This is a genomic window from Niallia circulans NBRC 13626 (assembly GCF_001591585.1).
GTDB classification, from domain to species: domain Bacteria; phylum Bacillota; class Bacilli; order Bacillales; family Cytobacillaceae; genus Niallia; species Niallia circulans.
This window is the reverse complement of record NZ_BCVE01000020.1, coordinates 25,433-44,674: the sequence shown is the minus strand read 5'-3', so window position 1 is coordinate 44,674 and position 19,242 is coordinate 25,433. Positions and strand designations below refer to the sequence as shown.

Annotated in this window: 17 protein-coding genes and 1 other annotated feature; all 17 genes read left to right on the top strand. The window is 35.5% G+C overall.

Annotated features, from left to right (window positions below):
• Positions 1 to 82: 82 nt before the first annotated feature.
• The 17 genes from BCI01S_RS19370 (at position 83) to BCI01S_RS19295 (ending at position 19,071) form a co-directional block, all read left to right on the top strand.
• Positions 83 to 2,317 carry a helix-turn-helix transcriptional regulator gene (locus BCI01S_RS19370; protein ID WP_061800789.1) on the top strand — a complete coding sequence of 745 codons (2,235 nt, stop codon included), beginning with the start codon at positions 83 to 85 and terminating at the stop codon, positions 2,315 to 2,317.
• Positions 2,318 to 2,747: 430 nt separating this feature from the next.
• Complete coding sequence (menC, locus tag BCI01S_RS19365; protein WP_047944342.1) at positions 2,748 to 3,869, top strand: o-succinylbenzoate synthase; 1,122 nt, start codon at positions 2,748 to 2,750, stop codon at positions 3,867 to 3,869.
• Between the two features lie 18 nt (positions 3,870 to 3,887).
• Positions 3,888 to 4,688 carry a GNAT family N-acetyltransferase gene (locus BCI01S_RS19360; protein WP_061800786.1) on the top strand — a complete coding sequence of 267 codons (801 nt, stop codon included), beginning with the start codon at positions 3,888 to 3,890 and terminating at the stop codon, positions 4,686 to 4,688.
• A gap of 41 nt (positions 4,689 to 4,729) precedes the next feature.
• Positions 4,730 to 5,872, top strand: a complete 1,143-nt coding sequence (locus BCI01S_RS19355) for a M20 peptidase aminoacylase family protein (protein WP_061800782.1) — start codon at positions 4,730 to 4,732, stop codon at positions 5,870 to 5,872.
• Positions 5,873 to 6,140: 268 nt separating this feature from the next.
• Positions 6,141 to 6,824: a YczE/YyaS/YitT family protein gene (locus tag BCI01S_RS19350; RefSeq protein ID WP_047944329.1), complete on the top strand. Its 684-nt coding sequence runs from the start codon at positions 6,141 to 6,143 to the stop codon at positions 6,822 to 6,824.
• A complete protein-coding gene (gene cymR / locus BCI01S_RS19345) occupies positions 6,824 to 7,243 on the top strand; it encodes a cysteine metabolism transcriptional regulator CymR (RefSeq protein ID WP_047944330.1) in 420 nt (139 codons plus the stop codon). The genes BCI01S_RS19350 and cymR overlap by 1 nt, the downstream gene beginning before the upstream one ends.
• 143 nt (positions 7,244 to 7,386) lie before the next feature.
• Positions 7,387 to 8,529 (top strand): cysteine desulfurase family protein, encoded by a 1,143-nt coding sequence (locus tag BCI01S_RS19340; RefSeq protein ID WP_047944331.1) that lies wholly within the window; start codon positions 7,387 to 7,389, stop codon positions 8,527 to 8,529.
• A gap of 47 nt (positions 8,530 to 8,576) precedes the next feature.
• On the top strand, positions 8,577 to 9,692 hold the full coding sequence (mnmA, locus tag BCI01S_RS19335) for a tRNA 2-thiouridine(34) synthase MnmA (RefSeq protein ID WP_061800780.1): 1,116 nt from the start codon (positions 8,577 to 8,579) through the stop codon (positions 9,690 to 9,692).
• 157 nt (positions 9,693 to 9,849) lie between these two features.
• The gene (locus BCI01S_RS19330; protein WP_061800778.1) at positions 9,850 to 10,500 is read left to right on the top strand and encodes a tetratricopeptide repeat protein; all 651 of its coding nucleotides are present in this window, start codon (positions 9,850 to 9,852) and stop codon (positions 10,498 to 10,500) included.
• 43 nt (positions 10,501 to 10,543) lie between these two features.
• Positions 10,544 to 12,970 (top strand): SF1B family DNA helicase RecD2, encoded by a 2,427-nt coding sequence (gene recD2 / locus BCI01S_RS19325; RefSeq protein WP_061800776.1) that lies wholly within the window; start codon positions 10,544 to 10,546, stop codon positions 12,968 to 12,970.
• A 294-nt stretch (positions 12,971 to 13,264) separates the two neighbouring features.
• Positions 13,265 to 13,453, top strand: coding sequence for a YrzR-like zinc ribbon domain (locus BCI01S_RS19320; protein ID WP_047944344.1), 189 nt, complete (start codon positions 13,265 to 13,267; stop codon positions 13,451 to 13,453).
• A gap of 54 nt (positions 13,454 to 13,507) precedes the next feature.
• Positions 13,508 to 13,639 (top strand): YrzQ family protein, encoded by a 132-nt coding sequence (locus BCI01S_RS24940; RefSeq protein ID WP_082810098.1) that lies wholly within the window; start codon positions 13,508 to 13,510, stop codon positions 13,637 to 13,639.
• Positions 13,640 to 13,925: 286 nt separating this feature from the next.
• Positions 13,926 to 15,005, top strand: a complete 1,080-nt coding sequence (locus tag BCI01S_RS19315) for an AI-2E family transporter (protein WP_047944336.1) — start codon at positions 13,926 to 13,928, stop codon at positions 15,003 to 15,005.
• A 59-nt stretch (positions 15,006 to 15,064) separates the two neighbouring features.
• Positions 15,065 to 15,296: a binding site (T-box leader), on the top strand.
• Positions 15,297 to 15,381: 85 nt separating this feature from the next.
• Positions 15,382 to 18,009, top strand: a complete 2,628-nt coding sequence (gene alaS, locus BCI01S_RS19310) for an alanine--tRNA ligase (RefSeq protein ID WP_061800775.1) — start codon at positions 15,382 to 15,384, stop codon at positions 18,007 to 18,009.
• A 74-nt stretch (positions 18,010 to 18,083) separates the two neighbouring features.
• Entirely contained in the window at positions 18,084 to 18,350 is a 267-nt protein-coding gene (locus tag BCI01S_RS19305; RefSeq protein WP_047944338.1) for an IreB family regulatory phosphoprotein, read from the top strand.
• Between the two features lie 4 nt (positions 18,351 to 18,354).
• Entirely contained in the window at positions 18,355 to 18,771 is a 417-nt protein-coding gene (ruvX, locus tag BCI01S_RS19300) for a Holliday junction resolvase RuvX (protein WP_047944339.1), read from the top strand.
• A gap of 12 nt (positions 18,772 to 18,783) precedes the next feature.
• Positions 18,784 to 19,071 carry a DUF1292 domain-containing protein gene (locus BCI01S_RS19295; protein ID WP_047944340.1) on the top strand — a complete coding sequence of 96 codons (288 nt, stop codon included), beginning with the start codon at positions 18,784 to 18,786 and terminating at the stop codon, positions 19,069 to 19,071.
• Positions 19,072 to 19,242 lie beyond the last annotated feature (171 nt).

The window sequence follows — 19,242 nt, the reverse complement described above, 5'->3', positions numbered from 1 at the left end:
GTTTACATACCTCTTCTAAATATTGTTTTTTATTATAACTTAGAAAATATAATTGGAATAATAACAAAAAGAGGGGGATATTATGTTTCGGAAAACTATTTTTAAGAAATTATTTCTATCATTCTCCGTGGTTATCATTATCTATACTTCTATTATTTTATTTGTGACAATCTCGCAAGAATATTCCCAAAATCGGCTAGAAATAAATAAATTAAATGAAATGTTTTTGGAAAGAGAAAGTAATATAATTGACTATCGCCTAGATGTTTCCTTAAATGTAGTCAAGCTGTTATCCCAGCAAGATGTTATTGCAGAATTTTTAAAGGAAAATCAGTTTAATTATAGTATATATAGTAAATTGTTTAATGAGTTAACAGGCAATCATTTTTCAAATGATCAGTTAGGTTTTAATCTTGCTGTTTTAAAAGATTATGGGACAGATGTAACTAGTTCAGATGGTTATTTTTTGTTTAAAGACTATATGAAATTTATTCACATGGATGAAAATTTCACAGAATTAGAAGCTTTTATGGATTCAAAAGGAAACAATGATTTACAGTGTTATGACGCCAAAGATAAACTGGTTATTGTCAATAAAATCTATTATCAGCAGGAAAAGCAATATCTTTATTTTTTCATTGTGTGGGAGAAAAAGGACTTATTAACGAGCAATTTACCAGATACGAATAGTATTCTTGCGATTGTTAATAAGTCTGCCTTAGCCTCTACTACCATAAAGGGAGAAAACGTACTTGCTAGTTTTTTACCGGTGAAAAAAACCCATGAAAATCAAATTGTTTATCGTTCGGTTAATCAATACAATGGCTATCAAAAACGTTCCAATGCGATACCAACTATTCATTATTTATATATAACGAATGTACATACAGGAATTGGATTACCCATTCATACCCTTACAAGTATCGGAGTAATTTTGTTTGTGCTCCTTTTGTTAGGTTTTGTTCTAACTACCACCTTAAGCAGAAAATCTTATTCACCCATTGAAGAAATTATCAAAAATATTAAAAGTGGAGAGGAAAAGAATAGTTCGGACAGTTATATAAAAAATGAGTTGGATTATATTATCTCTAAAATTCATACTATCAATAAAACCAATCAAAACTTAGTACAGCTCCAACAAAGCTCATTAGTTGATTTGCAAGAAAACTTTCTCAAAAACATTATTTATGAAAATTATGATAAGCAGAATATGGAGAGAAGGTTGAAACTCCTCCAATTAGATCCATTCTGTCAAGGTGGAATTCTTGTGATTATATCCATGCAGGGGATTTCTGAATGGGAATCCAATTTAAGTGAAGGGAATATTTTAACATTAAGAAAAAAAGTATTAGCTTTATTTAATGAAAAAGAAACCAATCAAAAATTTATTTCTTTTCCCATTGATTATAAACATTTTTGTTTGTTTTTTGCAGAAAAAAATCAGCACCTAATATTAGATGTTTTACATCGAATGATTGGGAGGATAGAGCAAGAATTAGGAGTAGAAATCGTTTTTACCCTCTCGCAAGCCTTTTCATCGTTAATAGAATTACCAAAAATATTTAAAACTTCCTTTCAACTTATGGAACAGAAATATTCTTTTATTGATACAAAATCTCTATGCAGCAACCATATTTCATTATCATCTGGGAAGGATTATTCCTATAGTGTAGAAACGGAAAGCATTTTAATAAATTTTATGCAGAAAAGAGAGCTGAAGTATGCCAAGAAGTTGATAAATGAGATAGTTGAAACAAATTTTAGAGAAGAAAGCATGGATATCTATAATATTTATGATTTTCGAAATGCTCTCATCAATACGATAAAGAGAATCTTGAATAAATGTAATCTGTCTTTTAGCGATTTTTTAAAGGATAATAAAGCTCTATTCTTTCATTTAAACAGTACAGATATCGAGATACTAAAGAACACCTTCATCGATATATTCAATGAGTTAATGTTACTTTTAGAAGAAAAACATTCCATTAAACTTTCCACTGTAGAAAATGTTCTTCGTTATATTCAAGAAAATTACACAAGCGATCTATCTTTAGGGGAAGTAGCAGATCATTTTCAATTAAGTGAATCCTATGTTAGCAAGTTGATTAAAGATCATTTAAAATCCTCGTTTAAAAATTATGTAAATCAATTAAAGGTAGAAAAATCAAAAATTTTATTGGAATCAGGTAAATATATGGTATCCGAGGTTGGCGAAATGGTTGGCTGTAAAAATGTGAATACTTTTATTAGGATTTTTAAGCAGCATGAAGGAATAACACCAGGAAAATATGTTATCAATAAAATGGCTAAAACATAAGAATTCTCAACCAAATAACCCCGCGTAATTATACGTACATACTAAGAAAAGTTCGTATAATTGTTCGGGGTTTTATTAATTTTAGAAAAAAGGTTCCGCAGCCTGAATACACTTCGCTTTCCATGGGGCGAGTGCCAAGCTTCCAGCAGGGCTTGGGATTTCTCGAATCTCCCATAGGAGTCTCCGTGTATTCAAGCTGCTTTGTATTTCCTAATAATTATATATTCTTTAAAAAAAATGATGGAACGAGTTGGTTTCGCTACTAAATTAGAGATTGTTCGACTTAATTTATTATATATTTTGTTTGTCCCACTTCATTTATGTTAAAAAATTTTTAGTAGATATTTCGATTTTTTAAATAAATTTCTACCAATAATCCAAATTACTATTAAAATAGAAGAATGATACTAGACGAGAAGGACGTGAAATGGTGAAAATTGATAAAATCGAAGTCCAACATGTAAAAATGCCCCTGGTTAGTCCGTTTAAGACAAGTTTTGGCGAACTGTTAGAAAAGGATTTTCTTATCATTAAAATATATAGTGGAGAGCACATTGGGTATGGAGAGTCTGTCGCTTTACCTGATCCTACTTATAGTGAGGAAACAACTGGAACTGTTATCTATATGCTAAACGAGTTTTTGATTCCCCTCTTGTTAAAAGACGAGATAACGCATCCAGATGAAGTTACAAAAAGATTCGCTCCAATCAGAAGAAATAATATGGCAAAAGCTGCTTTAGAAGGAGCAATATGGGATTTATATAGTAAGCAGCAAGGTATTTCTCTTTCAAAAGCGCTTGGAGGTGTTCAAACGTCGATTGATGTAGGGGTAAGTATTGGAATCGAACCAACTACTGATATGCTTTTAACAAAAGTGGAACGCTTTTTGAACGAGGGCTATAAAAAGATAAAAGTGAAAATTAAACCTGGCTATGACTTAGAGCCTTTAGCAAAAATAAGACAAACCTTTGGCTATGACATCCCGCTAATGGCAGATGCGAATTCTGCCTATACATTAGCAGATATTGAGCGAATCAAAGAATTAGATCCACTTAAGTTGATGATGATTGAACAGCCATTAGCATATGATGATATTATTGACCATTCTATTTTGCAAAGTGAGCTCGCAACACCTATATGTTTGGATGAAAGTATTCATTCTGTAGAAGATGCTCGAAAAGCGATTGAATTAGGAAGCTGTAAGATAATAAATATTAAAATTGGCCGTGTCGGCGGTTTGACGGAAGCAAAGAAAATACATGATGTATGTAAAAAACACGATATTCCTGTATGGTGCGGCGGCATGCTGGAAGGCGGAATCGGAAGAGCGCATAATATCGCGATAACCTCCCTTCCGGCATTTACTATTGCTGGGGATACATCTGCATCGAATCGATACTGGAAAAAAGATATTATTTGTCCAGAAGTCACATTGTCTACGCCAGGAAAAATAGAAGTACCAAAAGGAGCCGGCATTGGGTTCGACTTAAACGAAACAGTGATTAATCAACATTTAATTTCTAAGAAGGTATATGCTAATCCATTTATTTAATAAGGGGGAACAAAGACAGTGGATCCTTATATAATAAGAGAAGTAACCGAAAAAGCTGAAATCCAACTGGTAGTTTCCCTTCAAAATTCAATTTGGGGCAGGACGAATACTACTCCATTTCCATTTTTAGTTGCCTCCATTCAAAATGGAGGAATAATTATAGGGGCTTTTTTGAAAGAGGAACTAGTAGGCTTTTGCTACAGTTTCCCTGGTTTTCATCAAAAGGAAATCTATTTAGTGTCCCATATGATGGCAGTGAAGGAAGAGGATAGAAATGCTGGTTTGGGCTTTAAAATGAAAGAAAAACAAAAGGAAATGGCCTTGGAACGTGGCTATACGAAAATTATCTGGACTTTTGACCCGCTAGAATCACGGAATGCCAATCTAAATATAGCGAAACTAGGAGGGGTAGTGAAAACATATTATTCTAATCATTATGGAGACATGGAGGATGAATTAAACGGCGGTCTTCCTTCAGACAGGTTATTGTTAGAGTGGGACATTGGGAAACGATCGGATAATCGTCATCCGGAAGGGGAGCAAATTCACTCCCTTGTTACTTGGGAAACAAGGGGAGAAATCCCTATTCCTTTATCTTTTGATGTCCTATCCATAAAAGCGAATACCTATAAGGTTCCTGTTCCTAAAGATATACATACAATAAAAGAAATAGATTTTGCTGCAGCCGAAACGTGGCGTATGATGCATAGAAATGTCTTTACCAAATTGTTTGTAAGGGGATATATCATTCACAGCTTTCAAAAGACAAATGAACCAGTGAATTATTATATTGTAAGCTTAAACAAAGAGAATGAATGAAGCCATTTGAATTACGAATTACATATACGAGGAGGGGGAAAATGCACGAACAAATAGACAGCTGGGTAGACAGGAAAAAGGAACAGATAATAGCTATGTACCAGTTTCTTCATAATAATGCAGAAATAAGCTGGGAAGAAGTTGAAACGACGAAATTTATAAAAAATGAATTGGAGAAATTATCTATTCCCTATCAATTATTCGATGATCAAACTGGGATCGTTGGGGTATGGGGGAAAGAAAATAATCCTGTTATAGGGCTTCGAGCAGATATGGATGCGTTATGGCAGCAAGTGAAGGGAGAATGGAAGGCCAATCATTCATGTGGTCATGATGCACACACGACGATTTTGCTTTTTACTTTAAGATGTCTGAAGGAATTAGGCCAAGAACCAAAGGGGAGAATTAAGTGCCTGTTCCAGCCAGCTGAAGAGACTGGTGCAGGTGCAATTTCCTTTATTAATAAAGGGCTTTTAGATGATGTTGATTATTTATTAGGCTTACATGTACGACCAATTCAAGAAATGAAATTTGGAGAATGTTCTCCTGCAATTTACCATGGAGCAGCGGCAAGCTTTAAAGGAAAACTGTATGGAATGCAGTCACATGCCGCAAGACCGCATTTAGGGATAAATGTTATCGACAGTCTTACAGCTATTAATATGGCTATTCGTTCTATTCCACTAAATCCGATTATACCTGCCTCCGCGAAAATGACTTTTGCCCAGGCGGGAGGAAAGAATTTTAATATTATTCCCGATTATGCGGAGTTTGGCATTGATGTTCGTGCCCAAACCAATGAAGCGATGGAACAATTGATTTCCAGACTTGAAAGCCAAGTGAAACTTGCAGGTGAAGCGAATGGAGCTCGAGTAGAATTAGAACTACTATCCGACATGCCAGCCGCAAGACCAAATAAATCGATGGAAGAAATAGTAGCTAAGAGTATTAAAGAAATACTAGGAGAGAAAGGGCTTGTAAAGCCTCCAGTAACACCTGGTGGAGAAGATTTTCATTATTATGCGAAAGTAAAGGAACAACTGCAAACAACGATGATTGGCTTAGGCACAGATTTACAGCCCGGATTACATCATCCGGACATGTATTTTCAGTTAGAAAGCCTACTGCATGGGATAAAAATTATGGCTTTATCGACAGTCAAATTAATGGAAGAAAAACAATAGATTGAAGGGATTTCTTCTTTTGCTAAAGGAGGAATTCCTTCTTTTTAATCTAGAGATGCTTCTATATACAGCAATAAAAAAAGCAAGTTTAGCGAAAACGAAAAAATATGATATCCTATTGAATAGATAGGATATAAACTAATTATACTGGATAAAGAATGAATATCAGGTCTTTACTGCAACAATTATAAAAGTAATTATGCTATAATGCTTAATGGCAATTATACAGAAAAAACACTTACGATAGGGAAAGCAAAAGGGGCACCAGATGAAATCATTAATAGGCCAAGATAAACCAGTTCAACGACTTTTTATTTTTATAATAGGGCTTTTGATTATGTCATTAGGCATTGTGTTAGTTATTACAGCAAATTTAGGTTCAGCCCCATGGGATGTCTTGAATATTGGATTGCATATTCAGTTTGGTCTGACCATCGGCAGCTGGGCAATAATAGTTGGTTTTTTAATCCTATTGATAGCTGCCATCCTTTCAAAAAAACTTCCTCCTTTTGGTGCTTTATTAAATATGGTGTTAGTAGGAGTATTTATTGATATTTTTCTACTTCTTCCCTTTATGAATACCCCTGCGACCCTTTATCAAAAATGGATTATGTTTTTAATTGGATTGATTATAATGGGCTATGGAATGGGATTCTATATTTCTGCGAAACTTGGTGCAGGACCGAGAGATAGTCTTATGATAGTCTTATCAGAAAAATTTGGCGGGAGTATTGCAAGAACGAGATTATTGATGGAGGCAATTGTTTTAATAGTAGGATGGATACTTGGTGGACCTGTATCATGGGGAACGATTATCTATGCTGCTTTAATAGGAAGAGTTGCGGGATGGAGTATCCCACAGTGTACTAAATGGACGAACTATATATTGGACCGAAATAAAAGAACGGTGAATAATATTCACCAACATAATATGGAGCGGGAGGCAAAATAATGAAGATATCTACTAAAGGAAGATATGGATTAACTATTATGATGGAATTAGCAAAGAAGCACGGAGAGGGACCGATTTCATTAAAATCAATTGCTCAAACCAATAATTTATCAGAGCATTATTTGGAACAATTAGTTGCTCCATTGCGTAATGCTGGTTATGTGCGCAGTATTCGTGGAGCGTATGGTGGATATGTATTAGGCGATGAACCTAATAAAATTACCGCTGGAGACATTATTCGTATATTAGAAGGGCCTATTAGCCCTGTCGAGGGAATCGAAGATGAAGAACCAGCCAAGAAAGCTCTATGGATGAAAATCAGAGATGCCGTAAAAGATGTATTAGATTCAACCACAATTGAAGACCTAGCTAACCATCAAGAAGATGATAGCACAGATGGTTATATGTTTTATATTTAAGAAGCTGCATTTTAGAAAAATGATGGCTGTTTCCGTATAATAGCAATCAAGTGTGTAGAAAGCTCTTTGTATGATTTTTTTTAAGTATTGGGCAAAAATAGAAAACTGAAATGATTACAACTAATTAATTGTAGGTGAATAACTTGGAACATATTTATGTGGATCATGCGGCAACTTCACCCATGCATCCAAAAGTAATCGATAGAATGTATGAAGTCATGAAAGATCAATTTGGCAATCCTTCAAGTATTCATGCCTATGGAAGACAGGCAAGAAATATATTGGATAAGGCTAGAGCAGTAGCTGCTTCTAGTATAGGTGCTCACGAAAATGAAATTATTTTTACTAGCGGTGGTACAGAGGCAGATAATTACGCTATCTTTGGAATTGCAGAAGGAAAAGAAGCAAAAGGAAAACATATTATCACAACGGAAATTGAACACCATGCCGTATTACATGCTTGCCAAGAATTAGAGAAAAAGGGCTACGAGGTTACTTATCTTTCTGTAAATGAATACGGACTAATAGATTTGAATGAATTCAAATCAGCATTAAGAGAAGATACAATTCTTGTTACGATTATGTATGGCAATAATGAAGTGGGTGCGATTCAACCGATAAAAGAAATTGGCTTATTGTTAAAAAATCATCCTGCTGTCTTCCATACAGATGCGGTACAAGCCTACGGTTTAGAAGATATTGATGTAAAAGAACAGCACATCGACCTTTTATCTGTTTCTTCTCATAAGATTAATGGTCCTAAAGGAATAGGGTTTTTATATGTTAAAAACGGCATTAAACTAAATCCTCAATTATTTGGTGGAGAACAAGAGAAAAAAAGAAGAGCTGGCACTGAGAACGTTCCTTCTTTAGCAGGCTTTCAGCTAGCAGTAGAAATTTCTCAACAAAATAGATTGCAAAAGAGAGAGCAGTTTAAAAAATATAAAGAAATCCTTACAGGTATCTTAAAAGATAATAATATTTCTTTTAAGCAAAACGGATTAGTTGATAATACCTTGCCACATGTTTTAAACTTAAGCTTTCCCGGTACAAATGTGGAAGCAATGTTAGTTAATCTTGACTTAGCGGGTATTGCTGCTTCTAGTGGTTCTGCATGTACTGCTGGATCAATCGAACCTTCTCATGTGTTAGTAAGCATGTTTGGCAAAGAATCGGAAAGAACAAAAAATTCCATTCGATTTAGCTTTGGATTAAATAATACGGAACAACAAATAGAAAAGGTCGGTCATGAGTTAGTCAAAATCATTAACCGTCTGACAAAATGATAACCTTCCCTTCCATGTAAAGGGAAGGGCTAAGGGGGAAATGGAAAATGGAAAAAGCACCAAAAGATACCCGTGTAGTAGTAGGAATGTCTGGTGGAGTTGACTCATCAGTTGCTGCACTACTTTTAAAAGAACAAGGCTATGATGTTATCGGTATATTCATGAAAAACTGGGACGATACAGACGAATTCGGTGTCTGCACTGCAACAGAGGATTATGAAGATGTCATTCGTGTCTGCAATCAGTTAGAGATTCCTTATTATGCGGTGAACTTTGAAAAACAATACTGGGATAAAGTGTTCACTTATTTTCTTGATGAATATAAAGCGGGGAGAACACCTAATCCCGATGTAATGTGTAATAAAGAAATTAAATTTAAAGCTTTCTTAGAGCATGCAATGAGTCTTGGAGCTGATTATCTTGCAACAGGGCACTATGCACAAGTAGTCAGAGAAGATGGTCAAGTGCGCATGCTTAGAGGGAAAGATGATAATAAAGACCAAACATATTTTTTAAATCAACTAACAGAAGAACAATTAAGCAAAGTAATGTTCCCTATTGGCGGTATGGAAAAATCAAAGGTTCGCGAACTTGCTGCTAAAGCAAATCTAGCAACGGCAACCAAAAAAGACAGCACAGGTATCTGTTTCATTGGAGAGCGTAATTTCAAAGAATTCTTAAGCGGATATCTTCCTGCGCAAAAAGGAAATATGGAAACAATGAATGGAGAAGTAATTGGCCGTCATGATGGACTTATGTATTATACAATCGGTCAAAGACATGGTCTTGGCATCGGCGGAAGTGGAGAACCTTGGTTTGTTATAGGCAAAGATTTAAAACGAAATGTCTTATATGTTGGACAAGGCTTCCACCACGAATTGCTTTATTCTGACAGCATTATTGCGACCAATGTTAGCTGGGTATCAAAAGATCGCATTGGTACATCATTTGAATGCACAGCTAAATTCCGTTACCGTCAACCAGATAATAAAGTGACGGTAGAGGTTATCGATGAAAATACAGTCAAAGTTATCTTCCACGAACCAATTCGTGCGGTAACGCCAGGACAAGCAGTTGTATTCTATCAAGGAGAAGAATGCTTAGGCGGAGGAACGATTGATAAAGTGTTCCGTGATAATGAAAGATTAACATATGTAGGTTAAGGATGAACTGTCGACTAACATTAATTAGTCGACAGTTTTTACATATGGCAAAAAGCAGCTGGCAATTCTCCTGTAATAAGAGGATTTGCTAGTTGCTTTTCTCATTTTTTGATTAGAAAATATGCTATACTACCAATAAGAAATGGAGTGTTTTAAGATGGATAATAGTCAATTAGGAATACAATATATGCAAGAAGGTAAATGGGAAGAAGCAGCAAAGTTTTTTATGGAAGAGATTGAGAAGAATCCGAACAATGCTGTTTCTTATGTTAATTTTGGCAATGTTTTATCAGCTTTAGGAGATGATACAAGGGCATTATCTTTCTACCAAAAGGCGATTGAAATAGATGATACAACGGCAGCAGCCTATTATAGTGCAGGGACCGTTTATTATGAAAAAGAAAATTTAGAATCCGCAAAGAATATGTTTGAACTAGCATTAGAAAAGGGCCTCGAAACAAGTGATAATTTCTTTATGCTTGGACTTACTTATGTTGGATTAGATAAAGGGAAACTGGCAATTCCTTATTTTCAAAGAGCAGTGGAACTTAATAGTCAAGATGCGGAGGCATTCTTTCAGCTAGGGCTCTGTTTGGCACAGAATGAATATATTGAAGAAGCAATCACACAATTTCAATCCTGTATAGCATTAGATGTCACTCATGCAGATGCTTATTACAATTTAGGGGTTGCCTATGGTTTTAAAGAAAAAACAGCGAAAGCAGTTGAAATGTTCAATAAGGCGCTGGAAATTCAGCCAGATCATCTTCTTGCTGGTTACGGAAAGCAAATTATCGAAGAAAAGTAAGGGAAAGAGACATGAAATATAAAGGAAGAAAGGAGGAATTCAGTTGAACGAGCAGAACTCTTTGGATCTTTTTGAAAATGAAAAAAAGTATGTAAAGGGACGGCATCTTGTTACCATTTTTCACAATGAACAGAATCTTTACTCCGTGATAAGAATACGAGTTGATGAAACGAATCATGATTATGACGATAAAGAAGCGGTAATTACTGGCTATTTACCAAAGATGAACGAAGAAGAGACGTATACTTACTTTGGTGATTTTAAAGAGCATCCAAGATTCGGTTTACAGCTGCAGGCGACTTCCTTTCGAAAAGAAATGCCACAAACAAAGCAAGGGGTTATTGCTTATTTATCGAGCAACTTATTTAAAGGGATTGGGGAAAAAACAGCAGAGAATATTGTGGATACTTTAGGAGAAGAAGCAATCTCTAAAATCATGAATCAGCCATCGATTTTAGAGACAGTGCCCAAACTTGCATCAGATAAAGCGAAAATCCTCTATGATACATTAATGAAAAATCAAGGGTTAGAGCAAGCGATGGTTTCACTAAATCAATATGGGTTTGGTCCGCAATTGTCGATGAAAATTTATCAGGTATATAAAGAAAATACGCTAGAAATAGTCCAGACAAATCCATATAAATTAGTGGAGGATATTGAAGGAATCGGTTTTGGAAAAGCAGATGACCTTGGATCTCAGATTGGAATTACTGGGAATCATCCAGATCGATTAAAGGCTGGCTGTTTGTATATTTTAGAGCTGAGCAGTAATCAGGAAGGCCATGTCTATCTCCATGCGGAATTTTTACTAGAAAAAGTAAAAGCGCTGCTTGAAGAAAATCAAAAAGAGGAGATAGAATTTTCGCAAATAGCAGATCAGGTTATTCAGCTAGAGGAAGAAGGAAAAATTATAGTTGAGGATAAAAAAATATATTTACCTTCTTTGTTTTTTTCAGAAAAAGGACTTGTACGAAATATAAAGCGAGTAATGGAGCAATCTGAATATAAAGACCAATTTCCAGAATCGGAATTTCTGCTGGCGTTAGGAAACTTAGAGGACCGTATCGGTGTTCAATATGCTCCCTCTCAACGAGAGGCGATTCAAACAGCGCTTATGTCCCCGATGCTAATATTGACAGGTGGTCCCGGAACGGGGAAAACAACTGTCATAAAGGGAATTGTTGAATTATATGGTGAATTGCACGGTTGTTCTTTAGATCCTAATGATTATAAAAACGATGAACCCTATCCGTTTATTCTTGCGGCGCCAACTGGCCGAGCGGCTAAACGAATGGCGGAATCGACAGGTTTACCAGCAGTTACTATTCATCGATTGTTGGGCTGGAATGGCACTGGAACATTTGAACGGGATGAGGATCATCCTTTGGAGGGGAAAATCCTCATCGTCGATGAAACATCGATGGTTGATATTTGGCTAGCCCATCAATTATTTAAGGCTTTGCCTGAACATATTCAAGTAATTATTGTCGGAGATGAAGACCAGCTGCCATCAGTAGGGCCGGGCCAAGTATTAAAAGATCTGCTTGATTCAGCATGTATTCCTACGGTTAAGTTGAAAGATATTTATCGACAAGCCGAAGGATCATCGATAATCGAGCTGGCACATGAAATGAAAAAAGGCCAGCTGCCGGCTAATCTTCTTGTGCCCCAAGGGGATCGGTCTTTTATAAAGTGCTCTTCCAGTCAAATTCCGCAGGCAATTGAAAAAATTGTTTTGAATGCGAAAAACAAAGGCTTCGCGCCAATGGATATTCAAGTATTGGCCCCGATGTATAGAGGACCAGCAGGAATTGACCGCTTAAATGCTATCTTACAAGAAATATTAAATCCTAATCCCGATGGCACCAGAAAAGAGCTGAAATTTGGAGAGGTTACATACCGTATCGGTGATAAAGTCCTTCAACTCGTCAATCAGCCAGAAAGCAATGTTTTTAATGGTGATATGGGTGAGATTGTATCGATTTTTTATGCGAAGGAAAATACGGAAAAGCAAGACATGGTTATTGTTTCGTTTGATGGAATAGAAGCAACCTACACGAGACAGGATTTAAATCAAATTACGCTGGCATATTGCTGTTCTGTCCATAAATCGCAAGGCAGTGAGTTTCCAATCGTCATCATGCCCGTTGTTAAAAGTTATTATCGCATGTTAAGAAGAAATTTAATTTACACCGGAATAACTAGAAGTAAACAATTTTTGATTCTATGTGGAGAACTGGAAGCAATGGAATTAGGTGTCAGCCGAAATGATGAACTAAACCGGCAAACAACCTTAAAAGAAAAGATCAAAGAGGCATTTGCTGATGTATATCAACCAGACGAGACGATGGAAATGACAAAAGAGAAGTCATTTGATTTATTGTATGAAGGTAAAATCAATCAAATCGATCCAATGATCGGAATGGAAAATATCACCCCATATGATTTTATGGAAGCATCCGAATCCTAAATTACTTAGGTACAAACTTTTTAAGAAAATCTCTATTTTTAAAAGAGAAATCCCCATATTAGGGGATTTTTTTTGCCAATGTTTGTACTACATGTTTTTAAGTTCTAGGTGAAAAATAGTAATGCTATCTTCTTCGAAAAAATCCAGTTGGATTCTAACTTGCCAATAAAAACAGCCAACTCCTAAAAACACTGGTATATTTGGACGGGATATAGAGCATAATGGGAATACTTACCTGGAAATTTCATGTTAAGTGGAATATTTCATGAAACGAATAAAGATGAGGTGTTTCCTATGCTCAAATGTCCAAATTGTCAGAGCAAAGATATTGGGAAAATTGGAATCAATCAATATTACTGCTGGAATTGCTTTATTGAATTATCGCTTACGAAAGGGATTATTCATACACATCAAGTAGAAGAAGATGGAAGCTTAAGTTCTTTAGACGACTTATTTGACGAAGAAGAGCGTCGATTAAGCTAAGTTTGTCTTTGTGTAATCTTGGCGCTCACTTCCATATAAAAGGGGTGCAAAGTAATGGGTAAAGCGATAAATACAGCAATAGCTATTGGAGCTGGTGTAGTGGCACTTAGCTATATGCAAAAAAATAATATGATAAGTCAAAAACAACTGAAAAAAGTGCAGAGAAAAGTAATGAAGATGTTTTAATGGTGAGTCAGAAGATAAGGCTGGAAAAGAATTCCTGCCCTATTTTAACCCAAGCACTGATACGAAGAACTCAAAAAAATTTCGTATCAGCGCTTGGGCTTTTTCATTTTATTATTATGTTTTGAAATTATAGTCAAGCAGGCTTTCCATTGTGCAGCAGCCACTATGTGACGGAAACAAACATAAGTCGATTACACAGATAGTTTATTTGAAATGGAGAACTAGATAAAAAATGCATAAAAATTCCTATTATCTCTCACAATACATTAAGGAGGGAGGAAAGGAAATGGATATAAGAATAAAATGGTATTATCGATTAGGATTTACCTTATTACTTTTTATTGTTTTATTTATTTTTATAAAACTATCGCCGATATGGTTACCCATTTTAAGTCTTATAACAAAGGTTATAACTCCTTTTATTATTGGTGCGTTTTTTACGTACTTACTTCATCCAATAGTAGAATTATTACATAAAAAAGGTTTACATAGAGGATTGTCTGTTGCATTTATTTATATTTTATTTTTTGGCGGGATTGGATATGCAATCTATAAAGGTATCCCAATTCTTATTGATCAGCTGGAAGAGCTGACAGTTAGTGCTCCAAAACTTGCAGAGCGATATAAAGATTTAATTGATTCGATTCAAAATAAAATGGAGTCTTGGCCGCTCAATCTACAGGATAAAGTTGACCGTGGAATTGACATATTTGAAAGGAAAATGGAATCCCTTTTGAATAAAGTAATTAATGGGGCCATGGGGATTGTCAATTATTCGATTATAATTATGCTTATTCCCTTTATCTCTTTTTATATGTTAAAGGATATAAATGCGGTAAGAAAAGGCTTTAATGGATTAATTCCTAATAAATGGCGCAATAGTGCTCGCTTATTTTTAGAGGATGTAAATGAATCATTAGGCAGCTATATAAGAGGACAATTATTAGTTTGTACAATTATTGGAGTTATTTCTATGATTCTTTTTCTGATATTTCATATGAAATTTGCCCTTGTATTAGGAATGATCATAGGAATAACTAATGTCATTCCATACTTTGGACCGGTAATCGGAGCTGTTCCAGCATTAATTGTAGCAAGTACTGTTTCTGTGAAAATGATTATTATTGTCGTGATTATCATTATTATTCTGCAATTTCTCGAAGGAAATATATTATCGCCATATATAGTAGGGAAAAGCACTCATATGCATCCTCTGTTTATTATGTTTGCGCTATTGCTAGGAGAAGAGATAGGCGGGATGATTGGAATGATTGTAGCAGTTCCTTTATTATCAATTGTAAAAGTGGCCATCATTCATATGAAAACCCATTTTGGAAAAAAAGAACGAGAAATGAAACGTATATAAATGGACCAATATTGACAATACTGCCTAATAATCAGTATAATTCGAATGAAGCATATATCGATAAAATGGTGAGAGAAATAAGTAGATTATAGACCACTCTAAAGAGAGGAATTCCCTTTGGCTGAAAGGAGTTCTAGGTGAAGGATAATTGAAAGCTAATTCTTGAATGCAGCTAATCACTGCCGTTTTCCGCGTTAAGGAATATTGAGAGATGGATATTATTTTTTATTATTTTTATATATTTTTATCCATAATCAGGGTGGTACCGCGAGCAATACTTTCGTCCCTGTCCAGGGATGGGAGTTTTTTTTATGCCTTAAAACGGTAAACTTTAGTGGTTGTAGCAAATACATAAGAAAAAATAGGAGGATATGTGATGAAAAACTTAACTGGTGCAGAAATAAGAAGCAAATTTTTAGAATTTTTTCAGGGCAAAGGGCATGCGATTGAGCCAAGTGCCTCTTTAGTCCCTCATGATGATCCGTCATTATTATGGATTAATAGTGGTGTAGCTACTTTAAAAAAATATTTTGATGGTCGTGTTATTCCTGAAAACCCTAGAATAACAAATGCACAAAAATCAATTCGCACTAACGATATTGAAAATGTAGGCAAAACAGCGCGTCACCATACTTTCTTTGAAATGCTTGGTAACTTTTCGATTGGGGATTATTTTAAAGAAGAAGCAATCGAATGGGCTTGGGAGTTCTTGACAGATGAAAAATGGATTGGCTTTGATAAAGAGAAGCTTTCTGTAACCATCCATCCTGAGGATGAAGAAGCATATGTTTTATGGAGAGATAAAATTGGCATACCGGAGAATCGCATCATTCGCTTAGAAGGTAATTTCTGGGACATAGGTGAAGGCCCAAGTGGCCCTAATACAGAAATATTCTATGACCGTGGTCCAGAATATGGAAATGATATCAACGATCCAGAATTATATCCAGGTGGAGAAAATGATCGTTACTTAGAAGTATGGAACCTTGTTTTCTCTGAATTTAACCATAATCCAGACGGCACTTATACACCACTGCCAAAGAAGAATATTGATACAGGTATGGGCTTGGAGCGTATGGCGTCTGTTGTTCAAAATGTTCCAACAAACTTTGATACAGATTTATTTATGCCGATTATTCGTGCGACTGAACAATTGGCAGATGCCGAGTATGGAAAGGATTCTTTAAGCGATGAAGCATTTAAAGTAATCGCAGACCATATACGTACAGTTGCTTTTGCGATAGGAGACGGAGCTCTGCCATCAAATGAAGGTAGAGGCTATGTATTACGACGTTTATTGCGCAGAGCAGTTCGTTATGCAAAGAAAATTAATATTAACAGACCATTTATGTTTGAATTAGTTCCAGTAGTTGCAGAAATTATGGTTGATTATTATCCAACTGTAAAAGAAAAGACAGAATTTATTCAAAAAGTAATGAAAAGTGAAGAAGAACGATTCCATGAAACATTAAATGAAGGTCTTGCAATTCTTTCAGAAGTAATGGAGAAAGCAAAAGACAATGGAGTTATTGCTGGAGAAGATATTTTCCGTTTGTACGATACATATGGATTCCCAGTTGAACTTACAGAGGAATATGCAGAGGAGCAAGGTCTGGCAATTGATCATGAAGGTTTTGAAAAAGAAATGGAAAGTCAGCGGGATCGGGCCCGCAAAGCACGTCAAGAAGTTGACAGCATGCAAGTTCAAAGTGGAGTGTTAGGCAATATTAAAGTAGAAAGTGAATTTATTGGTTATGACCAGTGGTCGACTGAAGCGCAAATCGTGGCTTTATTAAAAAATGGTCTAGAAGTAGAGAGTGCAGAAGCAGGCGATGAAATCCAGTTTATATTAGATAAAACGCCATTCTATGCTGAAAGCGGTGGTCAAATTGCTGACAAAGGAATGTTAAAATCCGATCATGTAACAATTAGGGTGGAAGACGTTCAGAAAGCGCCAAATGGTCAAAATTTACACAAAGGAATAATTGAAACAGGAGCTGTTAGGTTAAATGATCGATTAGCAGCTAAAGTGGATAGTAAAAATCGTTCCAAAATAGTAAAGAACCATACAGCAACTCATTTATTGCATCAGGCATTAAAAGACGTTCTAGGAACACATGTTAATCAGGCAGGATCTCTTGTACAACCAGATCGTTTACGTTTTGATTTTTCTCATTTTGGGCAAATTACTGCAGAGGAATTAGATGAGATTGAACGCATCGTTAACGAAAAAATATGGGAAAGTATAGCAGTCCAAATTGATTACAAAGATATCGAAGAAGCGAAAGCAATGGGTGCAATGGCTTTATTTGGTGAGAAATATGGAAAAGTAGTACGTGTTGTTCAAGTTGGTGAGTATAGCTTAGAATTATGCGGCGGCTGTCATGTTGATAATACTTCAGCAATTGGTTTATTTAAAATTGTTTCGGAAGCTGGAATTGGTGCAGGAACAAGACGTATTGAAGCAGTAACTGGACAAGCAGCATACCAACAACTGACAGATCAAATCCACTTATTAAAAGAAGCGGCGAATAAATTAAAAACAAGTCCCAAAGATGTTGCTACTCGCGTTGACAGTCTTCTTACAGAAGTAAAGCAATTACAACGGGAAAATGAATCACTTGCTGCAAAACTAAGCAATATTGAAGCAGGAAATCTGGTTGATCAAGTAAAATTAGTCAATGAAGTCCCAGTATTAGCAGCTTCTATCCCAAATGTAGATATGAATAATCTTCGTACAATGGCAGATGAATTAAAACAAAAAATAGATTCTGTCGTATTAGTACTTGGAAGTGTCAATGAAGGAAAAGTAAATATTATTGCAGGTGTAACCAAAGATTTAATGGATAAAGGTTTCCACGCAGGGAAGATAGTAAAAGAAGTAGCTTCCATTTGTGGAGGCGGCGGAGGGGGCCGTCCAGATATGGCTCAAGCAGGCGGTAAAGATCCTTCTAAATTAAATGAAGCATTAGAATTTGTACAAGAATATGTAAAATCCGTTTGATATTAAGGACAAGTAGTGTAAAATGTAGATAACTCTTAACAGAAATTGTTCGAAAAGGAAATGGGGTGTTCAAAATGAGCTCATTTGATAAAACAATGAGATTCAATTTTCCAGAAGAACCATATGAACATGATGTAAAAGAAGTACTTTATCAAGTATACGATGCACTGCAAGAAAAAGGCTATAACCCAATTAATCAAATTGTTGGTTATTTACTTTCTGGGGATCCCGCTTATATTCCCCGTCACATGGATGCACGCAATATCATCCGAAAATTAGAACGTGATGAAATTATTGAGGAACTTGTAAAGTTTTATTTAAAACAGCAACGAGAGGAATAGACGTATGCGATTAATGGGCTTAGATGTTGGCTCAAAAACAGTAGGAGTTGCTGTTAGTGATGCTTTAGGATGGACAGCACAAGGAATTGAAACAATTAAAATTGATGAAGAGAAAGAACAATTTGGACTTGAACGTATTGCGTCCTTGATTGTTGAGTATGATATAGGTAAAATAGTGGTTGGACTTCCTAAAAATATGAATGGCAGCATAGGCTTTCGTGGAGAAGCTAGTCAAATGTACGGGCAGCTTTTAGAAGAACGATTTGAACTGCCGGTTGTTTTTTGGGATGAACGACTAACAACGATGGCTGCCGAAAGAATTCTATTGGAAGCAGATGTTAGTAGAAAAAAACGTAAAAAAGTAATCGATAAAATGGCTGCATCTATCATTTTGCAAGGATATTTAGACAGTCAAAAATAATGAGGTGGAAATATGGAACACGGCGAGACTAATACAATTACAGTTGTAGATGAACAAGGAAATGAACAATTATGTGAGATTCTATTTACATTTGAATCAGATGAATTTGGAAAATCATATGTATTATATTATCCTCTTGGAGATGAAAGCGATGATGAAGAAATCGATATCCACGCATCTTCCTTCATTCCAAATGAAGAAACAGGCGATGGTGAACTTTCTCCAATTGAAACAGAAGAAGAATGGGATTTAGTCGAAGAAATGTTAAATACATTCCTTGCTGAACAAGAAGAAGAGTAATAACAGATAGATGAAAAAAGAGTCCTTTTGGGCTCTTTTTTATTTTTTTGTGCACTTCTAGTCTCCGCTTTGAGTAGCATGTAAATTTCACTTAAAGCTACAACTTCCTTAGCAAAATATAGTATAATAGGTCGAGATATGTAAAAAATGTTTGAGTGGTGAGTGTCAAGG

What these genes read in the sequence shown, in the direction of transcription:
- BCI01S_RS19370 (WP_061800789.1), top strand. Translation starts at nt 83, where the DNA reads ATGTTTCGGAAAACTATTTTTAAGAAATTATTTCTATCATTCTCCGTG.
- BCI01S_RS19355 (WP_061800782.1), top strand. Translation starts at nt 4,730, where the DNA reads ATGCACGAACAAATAGACAGCTGGGTAGACAGGAAAAAGGAACAGATA.
- BCI01S_RS19350 (WP_047944329.1), top strand. Translation starts at nt 6,141, where the DNA reads ATGAAATCATTAATAGGCCAAGATAAACCAGTTCAACGACTTTTTATT.
- cymR (WP_047944330.1), top strand. Translation starts at nt 6,824, where the DNA reads ATGAAGATATCTACTAAAGGAAGATATGGATTAACTATTATGATGGAA.
- mnmA (WP_061800780.1), top strand. Translation starts at nt 8,577, where the DNA reads ATGGAAAAAGCACCAAAAGATACCCGTGTAGTAGTAGGAATGTCTGGT.
- BCI01S_RS19330 (WP_061800778.1), top strand. Translation starts at nt 9,850, where the DNA reads ATGGATAATAGTCAATTAGGAATACAATATATGCAAGAAGGTAAATGG.
- BCI01S_RS19320 (WP_047944344.1), top strand. Translation starts at nt 13,265, where the DNA reads ATGCTCAAATGTCCAAATTGTCAGAGCAAAGATATTGGGAAAATTGGA.
- BCI01S_RS24940 (WP_082810098.1), top strand. Translation starts at nt 13,508, where the DNA reads ATGGGTAAAGCGATAAATACAGCAATAGCTATTGGAGCTGGTGTAGTG.
- BCI01S_RS19315 (WP_047944336.1), top strand. Translation starts at nt 13,926, where the DNA reads ATGGATATAAGAATAAAATGGTATTATCGATTAGGATTTACCTTATTA.
- alaS (WP_061800775.1), top strand. Translation starts at nt 15,382, where the DNA reads ATGAAAAACTTAACTGGTGCAGAAATAAGAAGCAAATTTTTAGAATTT.
- BCI01S_RS19305 (WP_047944338.1), top strand. Translation starts at nt 18,084, where the DNA reads ATGAGCTCATTTGATAAAACAATGAGATTCAATTTTCCAGAAGAACCA.
- ruvX (WP_047944339.1), top strand. Translation starts at nt 18,355, where the DNA reads ATGCGATTAATGGGCTTAGATGTTGGCTCAAAAACAGTAGGAGTTGCT.
- BCI01S_RS19295 (WP_047944340.1), top strand. Translation starts at nt 18,784, where the DNA reads ATGGAACACGGCGAGACTAATACAATTACAGTTGTAGATGAACAAGGA.